This is a genomic window from Paeniglutamicibacter sp. GQ140, from assembly GCF_059759235.1.
Genome location: NZ_JCAXDW010000011.1, coordinates 32,981 through 55,314, shown reverse-complemented (window position 1 = coordinate 55,314; position 22,334 = coordinate 32,981). Strand labels below are relative to the sequence as shown.

Below are 22,334 nucleotides of genomic sequence, written 5' to 3'. Positions count from 1 at the left end.
GCGGGGTGTTCGGCCCCGCGTGGCCGCGCCCGCGGGCAGTATGCTCATACCCATGGGCTCAATGCTGAGTGCAGCACAGCGGGCCGATCTATACGATGCGGAAAACCGCTGGGCTGCCGACGACGACTTCTTCCTGACCTTCATCAACGAACAACCCGCAAGCCGCGTGCTGGACCTGGGCTGCGGCACCGGGCGGCTGACGCTTGCCCTGGCCCGGGCAGGGCACCGGGTGACCGGCATCGATCCGCACCCCGGCTCGCTGGCCGCGGCACGGGCCAAGCCCGGCGCCGATGCGGTGACCTGGATCGAGGGCACCTCCACGGCACTGGGCGGAGATGATTCCTTCGATGCGGTCCTGATGACCGCACACGTCGCCCAGGCCATCATCGATGACCACAAGTGGAGCCGGACCCTGGCCGACATCCGGCGGGTACTGGTTCCCGGCGGCAGGCTGGTCTTCGACTCCCGGGACCCCCGGGCGCGCATCTGGGAACGCTGGACGCCCGCCACCACGCGGAACCAGTTCACCCTGCCGGACGGCACCAAATTACACCTGTGGGTCGACTCGGCGCCGCGCGGGGAGGGACTGGTGAAGATCACCGAGCACCGGCTCTTCGCCGATGGATCCCGCGAACTGGAGGACGCGGTGCTGGCGTTCCGCAGCGAGGACAGGTTGCGCCGGGACCTGGAAGCCGCGGGGCTGCATGTCGATGCGGTGCTGGGCGGCTGGAACGGCGAACCCGTCGGCCGGGGCGCCGGCGAACTCATCGTCGTCGCACACCGCTGAGCCGCCCGCCGGCTCAGCGATAGCCCGTGGCGTCGGCGGGCAACCCCGGGTCCTGCACCTCCACCATGTAGCGCCAGCACTCGGGGGCCGAGCCGTCCACATCGGTGAATCCGTACTCGCGGGCCAGCTCCCCGGAGGAGAAGGACCCGCCGCTGCGGGCCAGGACGCCGGGGTCCGCGGCCAGCGCCGCCACGGCACGGCCCACGAAGAGCGGGGATTCGCTGATCGCGGCAAAATGTCCGTGCTCCGCGGTCGCCGAGCGCCAGTTGGCTTCGGTGACGCCGAAGGCCTCCAGCATCATCTCCGAACGCAGCCAGCCCGGGCTCAGGGCCACGGCGGTGCAGCGGTGCGGCGCCAGCTCGCGGGCCAGGGTGAAGGCCATGCGCAGCGCGGCGTTCTTGGCCAGGTCGTAGAACGTGGAGAGCCGGTAATTCTCCCGGTTGTAGGCCGCGGTCCCGTCGGTCACCTCAATCACCAGCCCTCCGGGATTGCGCACCATCAGCCCCAGCGCATGGTGAGAGGTGATGAGGTGGGTTTTCACACCCAGCTCCAGCATCCGCAGCCCCGCGCCCAGGTCGTGTTCCCAGACCGGCTGGTTCCAGCCGATGAGCTTCTCCCCGCCCCAGATGTCGTTGACCAGCACATCCAGCCGGCCCTGTTCGGCCTCGATGCGGGCGATGAGCGCGGCGACGGCGTCGGGGTCCAGGTGGTCCACCGCCACGGCGATGCCTGCGCCCCCGGCCGCGGTGACCAGCTCGGCGGTCTGCTCGATGGTCTCGGGGCGGTCGTACTCGCTGCGCGCGGCCCGGGTGCTGCGTCCGGTGCAATACACCGTCGCCCCCGCCTCGCCCAGGGCGGTGGCGATGCCGCGTCCTGCGCCGCGCGTGGCGCCGGCAACCAGCGCGATCTTCCCGCCCAATGAACCGTCCATGGCTCCACGCTAGCCCCGACCCGCGGGGCACGGCATGCAGGGGCCGCGGATTCGCCCGGCCCCTGCATGCCGTGCCGCCGGGAACGCAGATGCCCCGCCCGGATGGGCGGGGCATCGACGGCGCGGTGCGCCTAGCTCGCGGGGTACAGCGGGTTGTGCCCCGCCGCGACCCGCTCGGATTCGCGGACCGGGCCCGGGGCGGTGCCGCCACCCCACGGGTTCCCGCCCAGTGCCTCGCGTCCGTGCGGCTCGAGCCAGTCGGACAGGTCCGGGCCGACCGGGACAATCTGCGTCGGGTTGATGTCCTCGTGGACCACGTAGTAGTGCTTCTTGATCTGGTCGAAGTCCACGGTGTCGCCGAAGCCGGGGAGCTGGAACAGCTCGCGGGCGTAGGCCCAGAGGTTCGGCATCTCGGTGAGCTTGTTTCGGTTGGTCTTGAAGTGCCCGTGGTAGACCGGGTCGAAGCGCACCAGCGTGGTGAAGAGGCGCACGTCGGCCTCGGTGACCGAGTCCCCCATCAGGAAGCGGCGGGTTGTCAGGCGTTCCTCGAGCCAGTCCATCGCGGTCCAGAGCCGGTCGTACGCCTGGTCGTAGGCCTCTTGCGTCCCGGCGAAACCGCAGCGGTAGACGCCGTTGTTGACCTCGGTGAAGATGCGCTTGATGACCGGCATCATTTCCTCGAGCTTGTCCGCAGGCAGCAGGTCCGGGGCGCCTTCGCGGTGGAATTCCTTCCACTGCGTGGAGAAGTCAAGGGTGATCTGCGGGTAGTCGTTGGTCACCACGGCACCGCTGGGCACATCGACGACGGCCGGGACGGTAATGCCGCGCGGGTAGTCGGCGAAGCGCTTGAAGTAGTTCTCCTGGATGCGCTCGGTGCCCAGCACCGGGTCCACCCCGCCCTCATCCAGGTCGAAGGTCCAGGAACGCACGTCGTGCACCGGTCCGGGGGTGCCCAGCGAGATCGCGTCCTCCAGCCCCAGCAGCCGCCTCACGATGATGGCCCGGTTGGCCCAGGGGCAGGCCCGGGCGGCGACCAGGCGGTAGCGTCCGGCTTCGACCGGCCAGAGCTCGGCACCCTCGGCGATGCCCGCGTGCACGTTGCCGATGCTTCCCTCGGTCGGCCCGCCGGAGGCGCGCACCGCCTCTGGATCTGCAACGATCCGGTCCTGGATGTAGTTGGTGTCGCGCGTGAATTCCGCGCCCGTCACATACGCACCGGCGGTGCTGTGCTTGTTTTCGCTCATAACCCAACCCTAGTTTCGTGTGCCTGATGCACCAAGGAGAAAAAGAATGGGCCCGCCCGGGAGGGAAAGATCCCGGGCAGGCCCTGGTCCCGTCCGGCCTGCGCACGCGTGCATGGAAGCACGCGGCGGCAGGCCCGGACGGGGGAAGCGGATGACCGGCCCCGCGCCACCCCAAGGTGCGCGGGACGGGTCATCCGAAACGTGGAGGCAAGGCCCTAGGCGGAAACCAGGGCTGCGTCGCGAACCGACTTCATGGCAACGGTCCACGGCACCAGCTGGTCGAGCACCGGGGCAAGCGAGGCTGCCTGCATCTCGGTGGGCTTGAACACCGAGAAGTTCTCGAAGTCGGTGAACAGCGAGAACATGCCGGTCTTCTGGACGTGGGCGATCTGCAGCTCGGAGAGGATGCCGCGCAGGTGCTCGACGGCGCGCACGCCGTAGGCCGAGCCGTAGGAGACGATGCCTGCGGCCTTGTTGGCGAACTCGGCGTTCAGGTAGGACAGCGCGTTGGCCAGGGCCGGGGCGACCGAGTGGTTGTACTCGGGGGTGACGAAGACGAAGCCATCAAACTCGGAGATCTTGGCGGACCAGGCCTTGGTGGCCTCGTTCTGGTAGTTCTGGTACGCGGCCGGGTAGGCTTCGTCCAGGAGCGCCAGGTTGAAGTCCGCGATGTCGACGAGCTCGTAGTCGGCGTCGCCGCGCAGCTGTGCCTGTTCCAGTACCCACTGCGCCACGCCGGTGTTGTTGCGGCCCGGACGGGTTGAACCGGTGATGATGGCAATCTTGGTCATGCGTGATCTCCTTGAATTGGGACGAGGCGCGCCCTGTTTGCTGACGCGTCAACTACAACTTGATATTTACATCCTGCCGCGAGAAGATTGACGTGTCAACTAAATTTCCCGAAGTGTGAGGCATGCCATGTCCGAGCCCCGATGGCTCAACGAAGAAGAACAACAGCTGTGGCTGGAGTTCCGCGAATTCCTCTGGGGATTCCCCCGCTCGATGGACCGCCAGCTCGCCCGCGATGCCGGGATGTCCAGCGGCGAATACTCGGTCCTTGCGGCCGTTTCGCAGGCCGCGCCCGACGCCCTGCGCCCCGGCGACCTGGCCACCTCGCTGGAGTGGGATCGCTCGCGGGTGTCCCACCTGTTGCGCCGCATGGAGGGCAAGGGCCTGATCGAGCGCTGCGCCTCCAGCTGCGATGGCCGCGGCCAGGACATCAAGCTGACCGATGCCGGCTGGAACACCATCCGCGGCGCAGCACCGGGACATGTGTCCTTCGTGCGGGAGACCCTTTTCGATTCACTCTCCGGGGACGAACGGGAGCGGTTTCGCGCCATGCTCGCCAAGATCCGGTCGGCGGCGGTCGAGCGCGAGCTCTGGTGACCCCGCCGGGCCACGGACGCGGGTTTCCCGGATCGGCGCGGCGGGCCTATTCCCCGTGTTCGGCGGTGGACGGCCACTGTCCCTGGGCAGTGAACGACGTCGCCCAGTAGTACGGATTCAACTCCCGCAGCGTGCGCATTTCCCACTCGGCTCCGCCGGCGGATCCCGGGACGGCCGCCAGGACCCCGGGCCCCCACACGGCAAGCCGCTCCTGGCAGATTCCGCACGGCGCCAGCACCTGGTAGGTTCCCTCAGCGGTTCCCCCGGTCACGCAGGCCGACGCCACCACCCGTTTCCCCAGCGTGTAGGCCTGAGCCACCGCGCCCGTCTCGGCGCACAAGGTCGCGGCCGCATTGAAATTGTCGAAGCTGACGCTGGTCAGGATTTCTCCGTCCTCCAGCACCACGGCGGCGGCCGCAACCGAATCCCGGGCCCCGGGCCACCTGGTCCGTAGCTGTTCGATGGCGGCTTCAACGAGTTTTTGGTTCGGGTCCATGCGGCAATTCTGCCACGGCAAGCACGTTCGTGGCCTTCGAAAGCGAAGACATCCCAAGAAGCCCGGTCTCGAAGACAACGGCCCGGTGCCCGCCACCCAGACACCCGGGACCGCTGCCCCGCGGTCCATCGCTGCCCTCCGCGCGACAGGTTTTCCACACCCCCGCGCACCTTGGCCCCGCCGCTTCCAAGGGCGTCCACAATGGGAGGCATGGATACGCAGGAGCTCATTGAGGCACTCACCGGCGACGGTGGCGATCCGGGACACCCAGTGTCGCCGGTGGAGAAGCTGCGCCTGCTCCATGCCCTGTCCCGACGCGCCGACGAACTCGCCGGCCAGCTGTCCACTGAGATCTCCTCCCCCACCCAGGCGGCGCTCTTGGCCCACACGGTCGAACGCACCCACCGGCAGACAGAGTTCTCGCAGATCCGCGCGGCGCACACCGCCCAACGCACCCTGGTCCAGGACCTGCCGACGCAGAACCTCGAACAGGTGCGGGCGATTGCCGAAGACCCGGACGCGTTCATCCGTGGCCGCACCGCGCTTCTTGCCGACCCGGCCACGGTGCCCGGTGGGCTGATGCCGTTCAAGGACACCACCGCTTTTCTCCAGGGAGCCCTGGGACTGGGCCACTTTGCCGCCCGCGACCGCCTGCACGCGGCCAACAGCCTGCTCCCCCGTACGGACATCCACGGCAACGCCTGCGGTCCGCGCTATCCCAAGCTCGCCGAGCAGGTGCATGCCGGCGCTGCCCGCCTGGGCGCCGCCACGGCCGCGGCCCGAAAGCTTGACAAGCTCGCCCCCTCGATCGCCGCCCATCCGGAGATGCCCGACCTCGCCGGGCGCCTCGAGGAACAGGTTGCCCAATCCGTCGCCGCCGGAATCCCGCGCGCCACCAACATGCTGTTTGATGCACTGGCCGACGAACTCGACAATGCCACCGAGCAGGAACCCTCACCGGATGAAATCCGTGCCAAGACGGGAATTTTCGTCACCAAACGCACGCGGCACTACACCTGGATGTCGATGTGCATGCTGAATGCGGACGCAGAGGTTTTCCTCTCCCACTTCGCCGCGTCGGGCAACCCCCGAACCCTCGCCGGAAACCGCGAGGCGCTGGCCTCGGCGGCCACCGGGATGACCCCCGCGGCCGGAACCCTAGCCGACGCCAACGGTGCCGCCACGGGCGGCAACTCCGCGGAAACCCCGGACGGCCCGGATTGGTTCACCCGCCCCGCAAACACCGAAAACGACTTTCTGGAGGCACCTGCACCCGGACCAGGCGACCCGCTCAACGGCACTGTCCCTGGCGCCGATGGCCTCACGCCTCCCCAACGGCATCTCCAGACCTTGCTCAACCTCATGCGTGCACCGAACAAGCCGCCGGGTAAGGGAACCACCGGGCTGCCCAGCGCCCAATTGGTCATTCACTGCCGGCTCGACACCCTCCTCGGACTGGCCAAGGGAGCTGGCTGGAGCGCGCACGGCCTGGAAATCCCCATCGGCGAGGTCCGAAGGCGGCTGGCCACCGACGGTGTGATCCCGCTGGTTTTGGGCGGCCAAAGCGAAATTCTCGATCTCGGCCAGGAGATGCGTCTGGCACCCGACTACATGCGGCGCGCCATCCTTGCCAGGGACGGAGGATGCTTCTACCCCGGTTGCACGGTCCCGCCCGAGCTCCTGGAAATGTGCCATATCGACGGATACGCCCAAGGCGGCCGCACCAGCGTCGGCAGAATGACCGGAGGGTGCAGCTGCCACCACCACATGGCCGACAACGGACTGCTCACACTCCTCGTCCACAACGGCTTGCCGCATGTCATCCTGCCCAAGCATCTCGACCCCGAACAGTTGCCTCGCCGCAACGCCTTCTGGCAGCGCCCCGAAGCCACGCTGTTCTAATACTCCCGAGAGCATTGTTGTCCGCAGTCAGCGTGCGGGCAACGCCTCGGTACAGGTTTTCCGGGAGATTCAGCGATTAGGTGCGAATACCACCAAATCCCAGTCCCCGCCCCTTACCGGGCACGGCCATCGGCCGACAAGCAAACAACCCCAGGCAACGTGGTGACGGACCACCGGCCCCCTGCCGCCGACCCGATTGCGCAACCCATTAGGATTCGTTGACCTTGCCAAAAATGTGGAGGATCTCCTCGCGGGTGACGGCGTTTTCCAGCCGCGAGACCAGTTCCCGGTCGGCAAAGACCCTGGCAACCGAGGACAGGATGGCGAGGTGATCGTTATTCACCCCGGCGATGCCCACCACGAACCTGACCTCCTGGCCGTTCCAGTCGATGCCTTCCGGATAGCGGATGATCGACACCGCCGTGCTGGTGATGTGCCCTTTGGCTTCGTTGGTGCCGTGCGGGATGGCCAGAAAGTTGCCCATGTAGGTTGACACCGTGGCCTCACGGGCATGCATCGAGGCCACGTACTGTTCCTTCACGGACCCGCGGCCAAGCAGCAGGTCCCCGGCCTCGTCGATGGCACCGTCGCGCGAGTGCGCGGTGCCGGTGAGCACGATGCTGTCGAGGACCAGGACCTGCGTGCGTGCCGCGCCAGCGGATTCCTGCGCGGCTTTCGCGGCCGTGGGAGGAACCGGCGGGTCGACATGCGCGGCGGATTCAGAGTGAGTGGCCATGGTTTTTCCTAATCAGTTGTCCTGCAGCGCCGCAGGAAAAGAATGTTGGCACGCCTGGATGCCTACGAGGTCTTGGAGATGCGATGCAGCCATTCCAGGAACATCTTCATCTCGGTGCTGGAGAGCTGCTGCGGGTTCGAGGATTCGAGGGCGGCATTCAGGGCGATGGCGGCCACCACGACGGAGGAGGTCTCCACCGGCGTTGCGGAGTCGGCAATGCCCGCATCCGATGACACCGCGGTGATGACGGCATCGCGGGTCATGTCGGAGAGCTCGAAGTTCCGCTCGGCCGCTGGCTCGGCGATGAGCATCAGGGTGACCCCGATGTTCGCCGCCAGGATGCTGCGCACCGCATCGGGCGGCGCCACGTTCAGGTGCCCTGCCTCCGCGGCCCGATCCAGCTTTTCGCGCAGCAATGCCTCGGCCTCGGCGACCCGGTTGGAGCGGCTCCCGGGCCGAACATTGCCGAACATCACCAGGTACAGGTGGGGCTGTTCGATGCCGAAGCGCACATGCTGGTCCCACATGCGCCGCACGTCGTCGAGCGGCTTTTCGGTGTTGGCACGACCGATTTCCCGGGCAAAATACTGTTCGAAGCCCACGGCTACGACCGCGTCGAACAGTCCTTCCTTGTCCCCGAAGTGGTGGTACAGGGTCGGCGCCGTCACCCCGGCCAACTCGGTGATTTTCCGGGTCGAAACGGCGGCCCCGTCAGAATTGGCCAGAAGCTCGACGGCGGCCTGCAGCAGCCTCTCTCTCGGCGGAAGCTGGAAGTCAAGACTCATGACTGCTACCGTATCACCTATAGCATTGCTATATGAAGGGGATCACACCTATGCCCATGCTCGAGTCCTGGAGTGATCGACGGCTGCCGCGCGCATCGGACAACCACCAGAGCAACCCACCGGATCGAGGAACCCAAGTGCTGAACTTCGCAGGAGTGGGCGTCACGCCCGGACGCGTCATCGGAACCATCCGCCACATGCCCCCGGCGCTCACCGAACCTCCCGCGGGGGATCCGCTCGATGGGCTGATGTCGGCCGACCAGGCCATCGCCGCACTCAAGGATGCGGCGGTGCGAGTGCAGGTGGAATTGCGCACCCGCGCGGCCGGAGCCAGTCCCGAGGCCAAGGCCGTTCTTGAGGCCACGGCCCTGATGGCCACCGACTCCATGCTGCTCAAGGGCGCCAACAAGATGATCAACGGCGGGCTCTCCGCCGAACGCAGCATCTGGCAATCGGGCGACACCGTCGCCCAGATGCTCATCACCCTGGGTGGGTACATGGCCGAACGCGCCACCGACGTCCTCGACGTGCGAGCCCGCATCGTGGCCGAACTGCGCGGGGTCCCCGCGCCCGGCATCCCCGATTCCGAGACCCCGTTCATCCTCATCGCCGAGGACCTGGCCCCGGCCGACACCGCCACCCTTGACCCGGCAAAGGTCATTGCGCTGCTGACCACCGGCGGCGGACCGCAATCGCACACCGCCATCATCGCCCGGGACCTGGGACTGACCGCTGTGGTCGCGGCTCCCGGACTCGAGTCGCTGGAAACCGGCACCGAGGTCTTCGTCGACGGCGCCGCAGGAACGATTTCCACCGAGCCGGGCGAGACCGAGCGCGAGGCCGTCGCCGCCTGGCTGAAAAACGCCGCACTGCTGACGGTCTTCGATGGAAACGGCGTGATGGCGGATGGCCACCCGGTCCCGCTGCTGGCGAATGTCGGCGGCGGCAAGGACGCCGTGAAGGCCGCGGCGGCCGGCGCCCAGGGCGTGGGCCTGTTGCGCACCGAATTCTGCTTCCTGGGCCGCGACGCCGAGCCGACCGTCGAGGAACAGGTCGCCGAATACAAGGCTGTCTTCGATGCCTTCGAGGGCAAGAAGGTCGTGGTGCGCACACTGGATGCCGGCGCCGACAAGCCGCTGCCGTTCCTCACCGACGCCTCCGAGCCGAACCCCGCACTGGGAGTGCGCGGCTACCGCACCGACACCACTTCCCCCGGCGTGCTGGCCCGCCAGCTCTCGGCGGTCGCCACCGCGGCAAACGGTTCCGGAGCCGAGGTGTGGGTCATGGCCCCGATGATTTCCACGCCTTCCGAGGCGGCCGACTTCGCCGCCATGTGCGCCGACGCGGGGCTGGCAACCCCCGGGGTGATGGTCGAGGTCCCCTCGGCAGCACTCAGCGCCGCCCCCATCCTCTCCACCGTCTCGTTTGCCTCCCTGGGAACCAACGACCTGACGCAGTACACCATGGCCGCCGACCGCCAGCTCGGCCCGCTGGCCGCGTTGAACAACCCGTGGCAGCCGGCGGTGCTGCGCCTGATCGACCTGACCGTCGCCGGTTCCCGGGCCGAGGGCAACAACAAGCCCGTCGGCGTCTGCGGGGAGGCCGCGGCCGACCCCGCGCTGGCAGTGGTGCTGGTCGGGCTGGGCGTCTCGACGCTGTCGATGTCCCCCAGGTCGCTGGCCTCCGTGGCAGCGGTGCTCAAGACCGTCACCCTGGAGCGAGCCGGCGAATTGGCACAGCTGGCCCTGGCCGCGCCGAGCGCCGAAGCTGCTCGTGCCACCGTCCGCGAGCACCTGCCGACGCTCACCGACCTGGGCCTGTAGCCGCCACCCCGCGGCACCGCGGCACCCTGCCCGCCAGCCACGGTCCAGGGCCTGCCCGGGATGGCGTGCCGGTGCTGTTAGCCTCGGGTAAAAGCGTGCCCCCGTTCCGAGACCCGGAGGAAATGCCAAATGCCGCAGGACACCAATTACGACACCTTTGCCGAGGCGTACTCGGCCGAAAACGAAACCAGCCTGCTCAACGGGTTCTACGAACGGCCGGCGATGCTGGAACTCGCCGGTGACGTGAGCAATCACCGGATCCTTGACGCGGGCTGCGGCTCCGGGCCGCTCGCGGCGGCGCTGCGTGACCGCGGTGCCCAGGTGACCGGATTCGACTCCAGCGAGGCGATGATCCGGCTGGCCCGCAAAAGGCTGGGTGCCGGGGCGGACCTGCTCACCGCCGACCTGGCCCGGCCCCTTCCCTTCGCCGATGATTCGTTCGACGACGTCGTCGCCTCGTTGGTGTTCCACTACCTGGAGGACTGGGTGGGCCCGCTGGAGGAGATCCGGCGCGTCCTGCGGCCGGAAGGCAGGCTCATCATGTCCGTCAACCATCCGATTCTCTACCCCTGGACGCGCCCCGGCACGGACTACTTCGTGCCGGCGAGGTATTCGGACGAGCACACGTTCAACGGCCAATCGGCCACGCTCACGTATTGGCACCGGCCGCTGCACGCCATGACGGATGCGTTTGCCGCGGCGGGGTTCCGGATCGAAACAGTCAGCGAACCGCCGTACTCGACCGACGCGCCGCCGGAAATCATCCCGCCGCAGTTCACGGGCCGGACGTCCTTCCTGAGCTTCATCTTCTTCGTGCTGCGCGCGCAGTGACGGCGGCGCTCCCTTGCGTCGGCAGGTAGGCACCTGGCCCTCCCCTTGAGTGCCGGCCTACCGAACGCCCCCGTTTGACCTGATACGCCAGAAATCCCGCGCATCACCGGAACGCCGCACCCATGCGCGGCCCGCCGCCAAGGCACCCGAGTGCCAAGGGCGGCGGTGACCGCCGGATGGGCAGCATGGCGTGAATTTCGGCTTCGGCCGCTCCCGGGCGCTGCCTGCTCAGCGGACGAGTTCGGTCGTTTTCTCCTCGCCCGCCGCCACGAGCCTGGCGAAGGGACCGCCGGCGTCGCGCAGCTCGGCGGGCGTGCCGCGTTCAACGATCCGTCCCGCCTCGAGGACCGCCAGCCGGTCCGCGCTTTCGACGGTGCTCAACCGGTGGGCGATCATCAGCGTGGTGCGCCCCACCGCCAACCGGTCCAGGGCTTCCTGCACCAGCGCCTCGGTCGTGTTGTCCAGCGCGCTGGTGGCCTCATCGAGCACCAAGACCCTCGGGTTGCGCAGGATGGTCCGGGCGATGGCCAGGCGCTGTTGCTCGCCGCCGGAGAAACGGTGCCCGCGCGCCCCCACCAGGGTGTCAATCCCCTCGGGCAGCGACGCCACCAGGTCGGCGATCTGCGCGGAGGCCAGCGCCCTCCACAGCGTGGCGTCGTCGGCCGCGGGGTCGGCCAGCAGCAGATTCTCGCGGATCGAGGCGTGGATGAGGTAGGTCTCCTGGGAGACCATGCCCACGATCCGGGCCAGCGTCGCGGGCGCCAGGTCCCGGATGTCGATCCCGTCGATGGTGATCCGCCCGCCGCTGGGGTCGTGGAGCCGCGGGAGCAACGAGCCGAGCGTTGACTTGCCCGATCCGGTGGGCCCGACAATCGCGGTGGTGGTCCCGGGAGCCAGCTCCAGGTCGATGCCGCGAAGCACCGGCGCGCCGTCGCGGTAGGAGAAGGACACGGACTCGAAGCGCACGCGTCCCCGGACGCTGTCGGGGTCCAGTTCCCGCGGGTTCGCCGGGGCCTTGATTTCCGGGTCCAGGTCCAGGTACTCGAAGATCCGGCTGAACAGCGCCATGGCGGTGACCCACTGGACCCCGACGTTCAGCAGTCCCATGACGGGGCGGAAGATCGCACCCTGCAGCGCGGTGAAGGCGACCAGCGTGCCGATGGTCATCGAACCGGAGGTGGCCGGAAACCCCGCCGCGAGGTAGATGACCGCGGGGATCGCGGCGAAGACGATGCCCATGGTGGCCATGCGCCAGCGCCCGGCCAGCTGGCTGCGCATCTCCAGGCCGATGAGCCGGTGCGAGGAGCCGGAGAACCGCTCGACGTCGCGGCCGGTGGTGCCCAGCGTCTTGGCCAGCCGGATGCCCGAGACCGAGAGGCCCTCCTCGATCTGCGTGTACATTCCGGCCAGCTCGGCCTGCCGTGCGCTGGTGATGTCCCGGCGCAGCAGCGCCACCTTGCGCGAGAGCCAGATCGCCGGGGGCAGCACCACCAGCGAGATCAGGCTCATCCGCCAGGACAGCGCCGCCATCGCGATCGCCGTGGCCACCGCGGTGGTGAGGTTGGAGGCGATGGAGGTTGCGGTGGACGTGATGACGCCCTGCATCCCGGCGATGTCGTTGGTCAGCCGGGACTGGACCTCCCCGCCGCGGGTGCGGGTGAAGAAGCCCAGCGACTGGGCCTGCAGGTGGGCGAAGAGCCGGGTGCGCAATGCGTGCATGACCTGCTGGCCCATCTTGGTGGCCACCCAGGTCTGCACCACGCCGATGGCCGCGGTGGCGGCGGCGACTGCCACGAGCCCACCTGCCAGCCAGGCCAGCAGCGCGGTGTTTCGGTGCGGCAGCGCATCGTCGATGATGGCGCGGATGAGGAACGGCTGGGCCAGCCCGATGACCGAGGCCGCGGAGATGAGCAGGACGACCAGGGCGATGGCGAGCTTGTGCGGGGCGAAGAGTGCGGCAATCCGGGAGGGCTTCACCGGGTGGAGCTTGACCTGCTTGAGGTCCGCGGGGTTCAGGCGGGCGACGGGGCCGCCCGGACCGCCGCCGCGGCCGGACTCGCCGGAGCCGTGCTGCTTGCCGGTGGAGGGGCCCGTTCGGGCCGCGCCGGAAGAGGATCTCGATTCCGACATGTGCACCACCTTTCGTGGTGGTTGTGGGTGCGGGGTTGGCACCGCGTCATCGATGAGGTTACCTCACTATGTGGTTGCCAGTCAACTTTGTTGTAGTCTGGGGGCATGCCCATCAGCAGCAATCTCGTGCCTCCCGGGGACCTGTCCGAGCTCTTCCACCGCGCCTCCCGCTCGCTGCGCCAGACGTGGTCGGCGCGGCTGGCCCCGTTCGAGCTGACCCCGCACCAGTCCCGCGCCATGAGGTCCCTGGCGCAGCACGGCAACTCCGCTGACCCGGCGGCCAGGGCCGGCATGCGGCTGAAGGACATCGCCGAGCACCTGCGCATCGCCCCGCGTTCCGCCACGGAGGTCATCGACCAGCTCGAGGCCAAGAAGCTGGTCCTGCGGCAATCCGACCCCGTCGACAGGCGTGCCACGCTGGTGTGCCTGACCGAGGAAGGACTGCAGCTCAGCGAGCGTGTGCGCGCGGCACGGCGCAGCCACACCCAGGAATATTTCGGGCGCCTCAACGCCCAGGAACGCGCGGAGCTTGCGCGCATCCTGGAAAAGCTCTCCGGCTCCCCCGAACGCTAGGGACCCCGGGCCGCGCACGGCGGACGGGAACCGGGGTCCGGAGGCCCGGGGCGCGCGGAACCGCGGCGGCTAGTTTTCGGACTTGCCGCGGCGCCAGTAGCCCATGAAGGCGACCTGCTTGCGGTCCATGCCGGCATCGCGCACCAGGTAGCGGCGCATCTCCTTGATCACCCCGGCTTCCCCGGCCAGCCAGGCGTAAAACGGCTGGGTGGACACCGTCGCGGTCTCCCAGAGGATCTGCTCGTCGATGTCGACGTCCTCGGGCTCCGCCCCGGTCATCACGGCACCGGCGGCGGGAATCGCCACGATGTCGCGCACCGCGGCGGCCAGCAGCTCGCCGTGCGGGTGGGATCCGCGCGGAAGCCACTGCACCGACACGCCCGATCGGGTCGAGGAGCCCTGGATGTCCCCGGTGTCCGGGACCTCGATCAGTGCATGTCCGGTGACCCCGGCCGGCAGGGACTCCAGGATGGAGCAGATCGCCGGGGCGGCTGTCTCGTCGCCGGCCAGCAGGACGCGCTTGGCCGCCCCGCGGCGGAACTCGATGCCGCCGTAGTTTTCGTCGCACAGCCCCGCATTGGGTCCCAGCAGCAGCATCGCGTCCCCGGCCCGGGCCTGCGCGGCCCACACCGTCGCGGGCCCGCCGACCAGCTTGCCGCCTTCGGTGCGCAGGTGCAGCACGAAGTCGATGTCGATTTCAGCGTGTTCGCCGCGGTTGTCCCGGTGCCCGGCCGGGCGCAGCGCCCGCACGGTGTAGGTGCGCATGTCCCCGCGGGTTTCGGCCGGCAGCGCCAGCCAGCGGCGGTACCATCCGCCGGCGTCCTCGGCATTGAGCCAGGCGCCCGGGCGCAGCGACGCGAATTCTGCGGGCGGCTCCGGCGCCTCGGCACCGGGCGCGGCGGCCGGCGGGATCAACAGCTTGATGCGCAAGTCCAGCGGCACGGCCCCGGCGCCGAAGTGCGCCAGGTCCACGCCGGTGAGGGTGATCCGCCGGTAGTTGTCGCTGAGCGCCTCGGCGGCCAGCACGCGCGTGGAGAACGCCAGCATTTCGCTGATTTCCTCGGCGCGCTGCAGCCCTTCGGCCGGGGCCGTTTCCGCGGCGTCGGCCATCCCGGGCGCCGCGCCGGAGCCTTCCGCCACGGCGACCGCGGGGACCTGGATGACCGGGGCGGCCGCCACGGGGCCGGCCTCCAGGTCGGCGTCGGGGTTCTGTGTGCGGTAGATGCCCCGGGCCGCCAGCACGGACTCGGCGCGCAGCACCCGGTGCCGGCCAATCGGCAGCACCAGCGGGGTTCCGGCCACCGGATCCGGGATGACCCGGCACGGCATGCCGAAGACGTTCTTGACCATGTCTTCGGTGACCACCGCGGCGGGGTGCCCGGCCGCGACGATCTTGCCGTGCTTCAGGGCCACCAGGTGGTCGGCATAGCGCGCGGCCAGGTTGAGGTCGTGCAGCACGATCACCACGGTGGTGCCGCGGGAGCGGTTGAGCTCGGAGATCACGTCGAGCACCTCCAGCTGGTGTGCCACGTCCAGGTAGGTGGTCGGCTCGTCAAGCAGCAGCAGCTCGGTTTCCTGGGCCAGCGCCATGGCGATCCAGACCCGCTGGCGCTGCCCGCCGGAGAGCTCGTCGATGGGCCGTTCGGCCAACTCGGTGGTGCCGGTGAGGTTCATCGCGCGGTCCACCGCCGCTTCGTCCTGGGCGGAGAAGCGCTTGAACCAGCCCTGGTGCGGGTACCGGCCGCGGCCGATGAGCTCGCGGACGGTGATTCCGTCGGGCGCGGTGGGGGTCTGCGGCAGCAGCCCCAGCATCTTGGCAACCTCGCGGGCCGGCCGGGAGTGGATGTCCTCCCCGTCCAGCAGCACCTGTCCCCCGGCGGGCTTGAGCAGCCGGGAAAGCCCGCGCAGCAGCGTGGATTTTCCGCAGCCGTTGGCCCCCACGATGATCGTCACCTCGCCCTTGGGCAGCTGCAGGGAAAGCTCGTCAACGATGCTCACCGAATCGTAGGCGAGTGTGAGGTCCTGTGCTTCGAGAAGTGCCATGCGTGCTCTCAGCTTCCTTCCTTGTTGGCGCGCACCAAGACCCAGATCAGGAATGGTGCTCCCAGTGCGCCGGTGACGACGCCGACTGGCAATTGTATGTCGTGCAGGATGTTGGTGGCGATGAACGTCGCCGCGGTGACCAGCAGCGCTCCCACGAGCGCGGCGGAACCCAGGTGGCTGCGGCCGGCGCACAGGCGCAGGGCCAGCGGCCCGGCCAGGAAGGAGACGAAGGCCAGCGGGCCGGTAACGGCGGTGGCCACCGCTGTGAGTCCGACCCCCAGCAGGATCAGCCCCAGCCGGGTGCCGCGCACGCCCAGCCCCAGCCCGGCGGCGGTGTCGTCGCCCAGTTCCAGGATCCGCAGCTTCGCGGCGGCGGGCACCAGCAGCGGCAGCAGGATCGCCAGCGCCGCCCCGAGCATCCCGGCCCGCTCCCAGGTGCTGGCGGACAGCGACCCGGTCAGCCAGCGCAGGGCGTCGGAGGCCATGCGGATGTCGGTGCGGGTGAGCAGGTAGGAGATGATGCCCTGCAGCATGGCGGCGACCGCGATTCCGGCCAGGATCAGCCGCGCCCCAGTGTGCTTGCCGGCATCGGCGATGGCGTAGATCAGCAGCGCCACGGCCAGCGCGCCGGCGCAGGCAATCAGTGAGAGCCCGATCCCCTGGGCGCCGAGGAACAGCATGCCCGCCACGGCCGCGGCGCTGGCGCCGTAGCCGACGCCGATGACGTCGGGGCTGGCCAGCGGGTTGCGCAGCATGCGCTGGAAGATGGCCCCGGAGGCGCCAAACGCGGCCCCGGCCAGGATCCCGACGGCGGCCTGGGGCAGCCGGTCCTCCCAGAGCATGAACGAGACCCCGGGAACGCGCTGGCCGGCCAGGGCCTGCAGCAGGTCGGGCACCGCCATCGGGTGGCGCCCGGCCACCAGGTTCAGGATGACGGCCACGACGATGCCGGCGGCGGCCAGCAGGTTCACCCGGGCCACCGGGCCGAGGCGGCGCCCGGCGCGGGGGCGGCGCACCGCGTTGCCCGGCGTTTTCCGGGTGCCAGGGCCGGACGCGGGGCCGGCACTGCGCGTGTGTCCGGGGCCCGGGACGGCGGTTGTGGCGGAAACGGCGGCCGGCTCGGCCCCGGCGGCGGGCACGAGGACCGTCCGGTCGGCAGCGGCGGAATCTTCGGCGGGTTCGAGGGGGGTCGGGGGGTTTGGGGCAACGCCCCGCCCGGCCAGCGTCGGGCGGCTCACAGCGTGACCTTCCTTCCGCGGCGCAACAGCCAGAGGAAGAGCGGCGCACCGAGCACCGCCGTCATGACACCGACCTGGATTTCGGCAGGCGGGGCGATGACCCGGCCCACGACGTCGGCACCCAGCAGCAGCACCGGCCCGGCCAACATGGACAGCGGCAGCAGCCAGCGGTAGTCCCCGCCGGCCAGGACGCGGATCGCATGGGGCACGATCAGCCCGACGAAGCCGATGGGCCCGGCCAGCGCGGTGGCGGCGCCGCACAGCAGCACCACACCCGCCGCGGACACCGCGCGCCCGCGGCCCACGCGGAACCCGAGCCCCACGGCCGAGTCGTCGCCCAGGGCCAGCGCGTTGAACAGCCGGGCGCCGGCCAGTACCGCAACGGCACCCAGGGCCAGGAACGGCGCGACCGCGAGCATCTCGGGCACCTCGCGGGCCCCCAGCGTGCCGACCTGCCAGAACCTGAAGCGGTCCAGCGCCTCCTGTCCGATCATCAAGATGGCGTTGGTCAGCGACCCGAGGCCCGCCGCCATGGCCGCGCCGGCCAGGGCCAGCTTCAGCCCCGTGGCGCCGTCGCGGCCCAGCGAAGCCACCACATAGACCAGCAGCGCGGCACCCGCGGCACCGACGAAGGCGAAAAGGATGTAGCCGTGCAGCGTGGTCACGGCGAAGAAGTGGATGCCGGCCACCACGGCCAGCGCGGCGCCGGCGTTGATCCCGAGGATGCCCGGGTCGGCCAGCGGGTTGCGCGTGATGCCCTGCATCCCGGCCCCGGCCAGCCCCAGCGCGGCCCCGATGAGCAGGCCGGCGATGGTGCGCGGGATGCGCGAGGCGACCACGGCGTGGTCGCCGTTGGACGGGTCAAGGTTGGCCAGGGCGTCAAGGACGGTGGCCGGGGCGATGGGCCGGGCGCCGATGAGCAGGGAGAGGAAGACCATCGCGGCGACCGCCGCCGCGAGGACGAGCCCCAGCAGCGGCGCCGGCATCAGGCCGGGGCGCCGGCCGGCCGCAGCCGAACCTGCATCCCGGGCGGGCGGCGCGGCAGTGGCCGGGGCCGCCGACGGAGGTGGTGCCACGGGACGGCGGGGGAAGGAAGGGCGCGTGCTCATGGATTGACCACCTGGTTTGGGTCCGTCGTTGGCGTCGTGGATCTAGACTGGTGGCCATGACCAAGCAGCAAGCCACCCGCGCCTCCGAGGCGGCCGAGTTTTACCTGGCTCCCAATCCCGGACCCATGTCGCTGGAGGGAACCAATTCGTGGGTCCTGCGCGCGCCCGGTTCCGAGCATTGCGTCATCGTGGACCCGGGGCCCGACGACGCCGGGCACCTGGCGGCGCTGGCCGCAGAATCCGTGGAGCTGATCCTCATCACGCACCGCCACCACGACCACACCGAGGGCATCGACACGCTGCACCGGCTCACCGGGGCCCCGGTGCGCGCCGTCCTGCCGGAACATTGCCGCGGCGGGGAGGTGCTTCGCGACGGGGAGGAAATCCACGCGGCGGGCCTGCGTCTGCGGGTGCTTGGCACTCCGGGACACACCTCCGATTCGCTCTGTTTCCTGCTGCCCGACGACGGGGCCAACGGCTCGATGCTCACCGGGGACACCATCCTGGGCCGCGGCACCACCATCCTCGATGCCCCCGACGGGACGCTGGCCGACTACCTGTCCTCGCTGGACAAGCTGGAGGCCGGCCCCGATGCGATGGTGCTGCCGGCGCACGGCCCAGTGCTCCCCTCGCTGCACGCGGTCGTGCGCGAATACCGGGCGCACCGGCACGAACGGCTGGCCCAGATCCGCGCCGCCTTGGCGCAGATCCGGGCCGTTGCCGCCGGTGGTCCCACCGTTGCCCAGGTCACCGACGCGGTCTACGCGGACGTGGACCCGTTGGTGCGACGGGCCGCCGAGATCTCCGTGGCAGCGCAGTTGCACTACCTTGAGGAGTCCGGAGCTTCCTGACATTGCGTGTGGGTCCCGCCTGATTGGTGCCGGTGCGTGGGTGGTGGGTGCAGGCTACTTGCCGGCGGCTGCCTGGGCGGCTGCTGCGAAGGCCGGAACGACCTTGTCGATGGCGTAGGGCACCGACAGCGGGGAGGCCGCCGAGATGGCGAGGACTTCCATGTCGTTGGCCGCGGCCACCAATCCGCCCTTGGAGACGGCGGGGATCTGGGCGAAGAGCTTGTTCTTGGCGATGGCGGCGGTGCCCGTGCCCTCGGCGGCCCAGGTGAAGAAGATGTCGGCCTCGAGCTCGTTGGCGCGTTCCGCGGCCCACGGCAGGTAGAACTCGCCGTCCTTGGCGTTGGCGTCAACGATTTCGGCCTGGGTCATGCCCAGGGCGGTGAGGAAGCGCGGGCGTGAGTCGCCCGTGGCGTAGAGGCTGATGGTGTTGTCGGACGGCTCCAGGTTTCCTGCGATGAACGTGGTGTCCTTGAAGACCGGATTCGCCTCGGCGGCGGCAGTGATCTTTGCATCGACGCCGGCGATGACGTCCTTGGCCTCGGCATCCATGCCCAGGGCCTGGCCGACCGCGGTGGTCACGTCCTGCCAGCCGGCAGTGTAGTTCGGTGCCACCGGGCCGATGACCGGGGCGATCTTCGAGAGCTTGTCGTACTCGTCCTTCGTCAGGCCCGAGTAGCCGGCGACGATCAGGTCGGGCTGTGCCTCTGCCAGTGCGGTGAAGTTCACGCCGTCCTTCTCCGAGTACTGCACCGGCGCCTTCTCGCTGCCGATCGAGGCGCCGAGCTCGGCGAGCTTTGCGTCCTTCCAATCGGTGGAGCCCTGCTTGTTGTTGCCCCAGGTGTCCTCGGCCATGGCCACCGGGACGACGCCCAGCGCCAGCACGGCGTCGGCGTTGACCCAGGAAACCGTGGCAATCCGCTCGGGCTTCTCGGTGATCTCGGTGGTGCCGTAGATGTGCTTGACGCTGACCGGGAAGGAGGCGGCAGCGGCTTCGGTGCTGCTGGCCGGGGCGCTGTCGGCGGCTCCGCCGCAGGCACTGAGGGTCAGGGCAAGGGCGGTGGTTGCTGCGGCGATGAGGCCTGCGCGTCGAGTGAACTTCATGTGAGTGTGGAATCCTTTGCGATTCAGCGTGGGAAAGCGATGGAAGCGGAGGAATCGGTGCCTGCTTCACGGTGAACGAGATGATCCAATTCACAAGCACCTGCCGAGTAAGGCTAACCTCACTAAAACCAAATACGCAACATGGATCGACCCTAATTGGTCTTCACGTGACGCGACGCTGGATGACAAACCCCCGTAATTTCGCATCCCGACCCCACCCCTGGTGACTAGGCTCACATTATGAACGAAATCCTTCCGCCGGAATCCACGAACCCGCACCGCAGTCGCGGCACGGCCCTGGTCACCGGAGCCACGTCGGGCCTGGGCGCCGAATTTTGCACCCAGCTGGCGGCCCAGGGCCACGATCTTGTCATCGTGGCCCGCGACAAAGAACGCCTCGATGAGGTGGCATCGCGCCTGCACGCCCGCTTCGCAGTCGACGTGGAGGTGCTGCCCGCGGACCTGGTCTCCGACGCAGGGGCCGCACGCGTCGCCAATCGTCTCGCCCGGGACTCGAGGCCGGTTTCAATGCTGGTCAACAACGCGGGATTCGGGCTGCCGGGCAACTTTGCCGACAACGACCTCGGCGGCGAACTCGGCCACTTGCGCATTCACACCCAAGCGCCCCTGGTCCTGATGCATGCGGCAATCAACGCAATGTCCACCCGCGGCGGAGGGCGAATCATCAATGTCGCCTCGGTTGCCGCGTTCACCCCGCGCGGCACCTATTCTGCGGCCAAGGCGCTGATGGTGAACTTCAGCAAGTGGGCCAACCTGTTTTATGCCGACCGCGGGATCTCCGTCACCGCCCTGTGCCCCGGCTTTGTCCGCACCGAATTCCACGACCGAATGGGGGCCGACAAGTCCGGGATTCCGGCGTGGGGCTGGCTGACGGCTCCGGACGTGGTGCGCCAGGGGCTAGGGGACAGCCAGGCGGGGAAATCCCTCTCGATCCCGTCCGCGCGCTACAAGCTTGCTGTAGCCGTGGCGCGCTTTGCACCCGATGCCTGGGTGGAGCGCCTGGCCCGGCGCGGCCGCTGACCCGACTCCCGGCTGCAGCCCGCCGGCGGCCACCGGTTGCCGCTTCCCGAGGCACGGGTGCAGGTCGACACCGGAGCCGCGAATCCACATCGGGCAAGGCGTAAAGCAACGTCACGTCGGCCCCGCGCGGCAATATGACGGAGATTACTTTCAACACCGAAAACCGAGCAGTTTTCGCGTGATGTCAGCTCTCATTAGGCTACCCTTGCCTGCCGGTCGGACGGCTACAACAACTCATGGAGGTTGTCGGGTTTGCTCATAGGTCTGCCTTATCTATAGCGTTTGAACCAAGTTCATTTACGCAACGAGGTGCTTCGCTAATTGCCGAACGCCCCGGGCACGCACCCACCATCGGAGTTAAACATCGTGAAGACCCCTGTTCGCGTCGTCCTTGGCGCATTTGCCGCCGGCGCATCCCTGTTGGCACTCACCGCTTGCGGGGGCTCCACCGAAGCCGGCGCGAATGCCGCCGATGCCAAGACTGTCAGCATCACCCACGCGCAGGGAACCACCGACGTTCCGGTCAACCCCGAAACCGTCTACACCTTCGACCTGGGCGTGCTTGACTCGATGACGGCCCTCGGGCTTGAAGCCGACGGCGTTCCGGAGGCCAAGTACCCCGAAGCGCTGGCCAAGTACAACGACGCCTCCGTCACGAAGATCGGTTCCATGAAGGAACCCGACTTCGAGGCGATCTCCAACGGCAACCCGGACCTGATCATCATCACCGGCCGCACCGCCCCGGCCTATGAGGAACTGTCGAAGATCGCCCCCACCGTCGACTTGACCGTGGATGCCACCAAGCCGCTGGAATCCTTCAAGGAGCAGGCCGGCAAGCTGGGTACGATCTTCGACCTCGACTCCAAGGTAGATGAGAAGCTCGCGGCACTCGACACCAAGATCACCGCCGCCAAGGCCAAGAGTGCCAACGCCGGCAAGGGCCTGATCATCATGACCTCCGGCGGAGAGCTGACCGCCTACGGCGCGGGCTCGCGCTTCGGCCTGATCCACGATGTGCTGGGCGTGGCCACCGTCGCCGACATCAAGTCCGAGGGATCACACGGCGAATCGATCTCCTTCGAGTTCCTCAAGACCAACAACCCCGACACGCTCTACGTCGTGGACCGCGACTCTGCCATGGGCACCTCCGGCGAGGCCGCCACGGCCGTCTTGGACAACGAGCTGGTCAAGTCCACCAACGCCGCCAAGAACGACAAGGTCGTCAACCTGGATTCCAACGCCTGGTACATGGTCGGCTACGGCCTGGACAACACTGCACGGATGATCGACGAGGTCGCCTCGGCCCTGTAGGCACCGCCTCAACCGA

General features: G+C 68.9%; 20 protein-coding genes. 9 read left to right on the top strand and 11 right to left on the bottom strand.

From position 1 onward, the window contains the following. Positions 1-52: 52 nt before the first annotated feature. Positions 53-787 carry a class I SAM-dependent methyltransferase gene (locus tag AC6CHY_RS15005; protein WP_217390022.1) on the top strand — a complete coding sequence of 245 codons (735 nt, stop codon included), beginning with the start codon at positions 53-55 and terminating at the stop codon, positions 785-787. A 13-nt stretch (positions 788-800) separates the two neighbouring features. Here AC6CHY_RS15005 and AC6CHY_RS15000 read toward each other — a convergent pair whose 3' ends face one another. The 3 genes from AC6CHY_RS15000 to AC6CHY_RS14990 form a co-directional block, all read right to left on the bottom strand. Further along, positions 801-1,718, bottom strand: a complete 918-nt coding sequence (locus tag AC6CHY_RS15000; protein ID WP_498227212.1) for an SDR family oxidoreductase — start codon at positions 1,716-1,718, stop codon at positions 801-803. A 131-nt stretch (positions 1,719-1,849) separates the two neighbouring features. After that, positions 1,850-2,962, bottom strand: coding sequence for a glutathione S-transferase family protein (locus AC6CHY_RS14995; protein ID WP_498227211.1), 1,113 nt, complete (start codon positions 2,960-2,962; stop codon positions 1,850-1,852). A gap of 215 nt (positions 2,963-3,177) precedes the next feature. Continuing rightward, positions 3,178-3,753, bottom strand: coding sequence for an NADPH-dependent FMN reductase (locus tag AC6CHY_RS14990; RefSeq protein WP_217390019.1), 576 nt, complete (start codon positions 3,751-3,753; stop codon positions 3,178-3,180). A 127-nt stretch (positions 3,754-3,880) separates the two neighbouring features. On the opposite strand from AC6CHY_RS14990, the gene AC6CHY_RS14985 reads away from it, so the two are divergent. After that, the gene (locus tag AC6CHY_RS14985) at positions 3,881-4,348 is read left to right on the top strand and encodes a MarR family winged helix-turn-helix transcriptional regulator (RefSeq protein WP_498227210.1); all 468 of its coding nucleotides are present in this window, start codon (positions 3,881-3,883) and stop codon (positions 4,346-4,348) included. A 46-nt stretch (positions 4,349-4,394) separates the two neighbouring features. On the opposite strand, the gene AC6CHY_RS14980 is transcribed toward AC6CHY_RS14985, so the two are convergent. Continuing rightward, entirely contained in the window at positions 4,395-4,844 is a 450-nt protein-coding gene (locus AC6CHY_RS14980; RefSeq protein WP_498227209.1) for a cytidine deaminase, read from the bottom strand. A 210-nt stretch (positions 4,845-5,054) separates the two neighbouring features. Between AC6CHY_RS14980 and AC6CHY_RS14975 the strand changes: the two genes are divergently transcribed. Beyond that, positions 5,055-6,746 (top strand): HNH endonuclease signature motif containing protein, encoded by a 1,692-nt coding sequence (locus AC6CHY_RS14975; RefSeq protein WP_498227208.1) that lies wholly within the window; start codon positions 5,055-5,057, stop codon positions 6,744-6,746. Between the two features lie 208 nt (positions 6,747-6,954). Here the strand turns inward: AC6CHY_RS14975 and AC6CHY_RS14970 are convergent, their stop codons facing one another. Both AC6CHY_RS14970 and AC6CHY_RS14965 read right to left on the bottom strand, forming a co-directional pair. Then, entirely contained in the window at positions 6,955-7,482 is a 528-nt protein-coding gene (locus tag AC6CHY_RS14970; RefSeq protein ID WP_498227207.1) for a PTS mannitol transporter subunit IIA, read from the bottom strand. Positions 7,483-7,544: 62 nt separating this feature from the next. Next, entirely contained in the window at positions 7,545-8,267 is a 723-nt protein-coding gene (locus tag AC6CHY_RS14965) for a TetR/AcrR family transcriptional regulator (protein WP_217390015.1), read from the bottom strand. 137 nt (positions 8,268-8,404) lie between these two features. Here AC6CHY_RS14965 and AC6CHY_RS14960 point away from each other — a divergent pair, with 137 nt between their 5' ends. Next, positions 8,405-10,090 carry a putative PEP-binding protein gene (locus AC6CHY_RS14960; RefSeq protein ID WP_498227206.1) on the top strand — a complete coding sequence of 562 codons (1,686 nt, stop codon included), beginning with the start codon at positions 8,405-8,407 and terminating at the stop codon, positions 10,088-10,090. Between the two features lie 129 nt (positions 10,091-10,219). Continuing rightward, a complete protein-coding gene (locus tag AC6CHY_RS14955; RefSeq protein WP_498227205.1) occupies positions 10,220-10,921 on the top strand; it encodes a class I SAM-dependent methyltransferase in 702 nt (233 codons plus the stop codon). Positions 10,922-11,149: 228 nt separating this feature from the next. On the opposite strand, the gene AC6CHY_RS14950 is transcribed toward AC6CHY_RS14955, so the two are convergent. Then, on the bottom strand, positions 11,150-13,051 hold the full coding sequence (locus AC6CHY_RS14950; RefSeq protein ID WP_498227204.1) for an ABC transporter ATP-binding protein: 1,902 nt from the start codon (positions 13,049-13,051) through the stop codon (positions 11,150-11,152). 105 nt (positions 13,052-13,156) lie between these two features. On the opposite strand from AC6CHY_RS14950, the gene AC6CHY_RS14945 reads away from it, so the two are divergent. Beyond that, positions 13,157-13,624: a MarR family winged helix-turn-helix transcriptional regulator gene (locus tag AC6CHY_RS14945; RefSeq protein ID WP_498227203.1), complete on the top strand. Its 468-nt coding sequence runs from the start codon at positions 13,157-13,159 to the stop codon at positions 13,622-13,624. A gap of 69 nt (positions 13,625-13,693) precedes the next feature. Here AC6CHY_RS14945 and AC6CHY_RS14940 read toward each other — a convergent pair whose 3' ends face one another. From AC6CHY_RS14940 to AC6CHY_RS14930, 3 genes are read right to left on the bottom strand one after another with little or no spacing between them, the layout of a single operon-like run. Further along, complete coding sequence (locus AC6CHY_RS14940) at positions 13,694-15,667, bottom strand: SIP domain-containing protein (protein ID WP_498227202.1); 1,974 nt, start codon at positions 15,665-15,667, stop codon at positions 13,694-13,696. Positions 15,668-15,675: 8 nt separating this feature from the next. Beyond that, the gene (locus AC6CHY_RS14935) at positions 15,676-16,905 is read right to left on the bottom strand and encodes a FecCD family ABC transporter permease (RefSeq protein WP_498227201.1); all 1,230 of its coding nucleotides are present in this window, start codon (positions 16,903-16,905) and stop codon (positions 15,676-15,678) included. After that, positions 16,902-18,014 carry a FecCD family ABC transporter permease gene (locus AC6CHY_RS14930; RefSeq protein WP_498227200.1) on the bottom strand — a complete coding sequence of 371 codons (1,113 nt, stop codon included), beginning with the start codon at positions 18,012-18,014 and terminating at the stop codon, positions 16,902-16,904. Before AC6CHY_RS14930 ends, AC6CHY_RS14935 begins: the two co-directional genes overlap by 4 nt. Before the next feature lie 56 nt (positions 18,015-18,070). On the opposite strand from AC6CHY_RS14930, the gene AC6CHY_RS14925 reads away from it, so the two are divergent. Beyond that, positions 18,071-18,865 (top strand): MBL fold metallo-hydrolase, encoded by a 795-nt coding sequence (locus tag AC6CHY_RS14925; protein WP_217390009.1) that lies wholly within the window; start codon positions 18,071-18,073, stop codon positions 18,863-18,865. 54 nt (positions 18,866-18,919) lie between these two features. Here the strand turns inward: AC6CHY_RS14925 and AC6CHY_RS14920 are convergent, their stop codons facing one another. Beyond that, positions 18,920-19,966: an ABC transporter substrate-binding protein gene (locus AC6CHY_RS14920; RefSeq protein WP_217390008.1), complete on the bottom strand. Its 1,047-nt coding sequence runs from the start codon at positions 19,964-19,966 to the stop codon at positions 18,920-18,922. A gap of 240 nt (positions 19,967-20,206) precedes the next feature. On the opposite strand from AC6CHY_RS14920, the gene AC6CHY_RS14915 reads away from it, so the two are divergent. Continuing rightward, on the top strand, positions 20,207-21,007 hold the full coding sequence (locus AC6CHY_RS14915) for an SDR family NAD(P)-dependent oxidoreductase (protein WP_498227199.1): 801 nt from the start codon (positions 20,207-20,209) through the stop codon (positions 21,005-21,007). A 366-nt stretch (positions 21,008-21,373) separates the two neighbouring features. Next, positions 21,374-22,318 (top strand): siderophore ABC transporter substrate-binding protein, encoded by a 945-nt coding sequence (locus AC6CHY_RS14910; protein WP_498227198.1) that lies wholly within the window; start codon positions 21,374-21,376, stop codon positions 22,316-22,318. Positions 22,319-22,334: the final 16 nt, after the last annotated feature.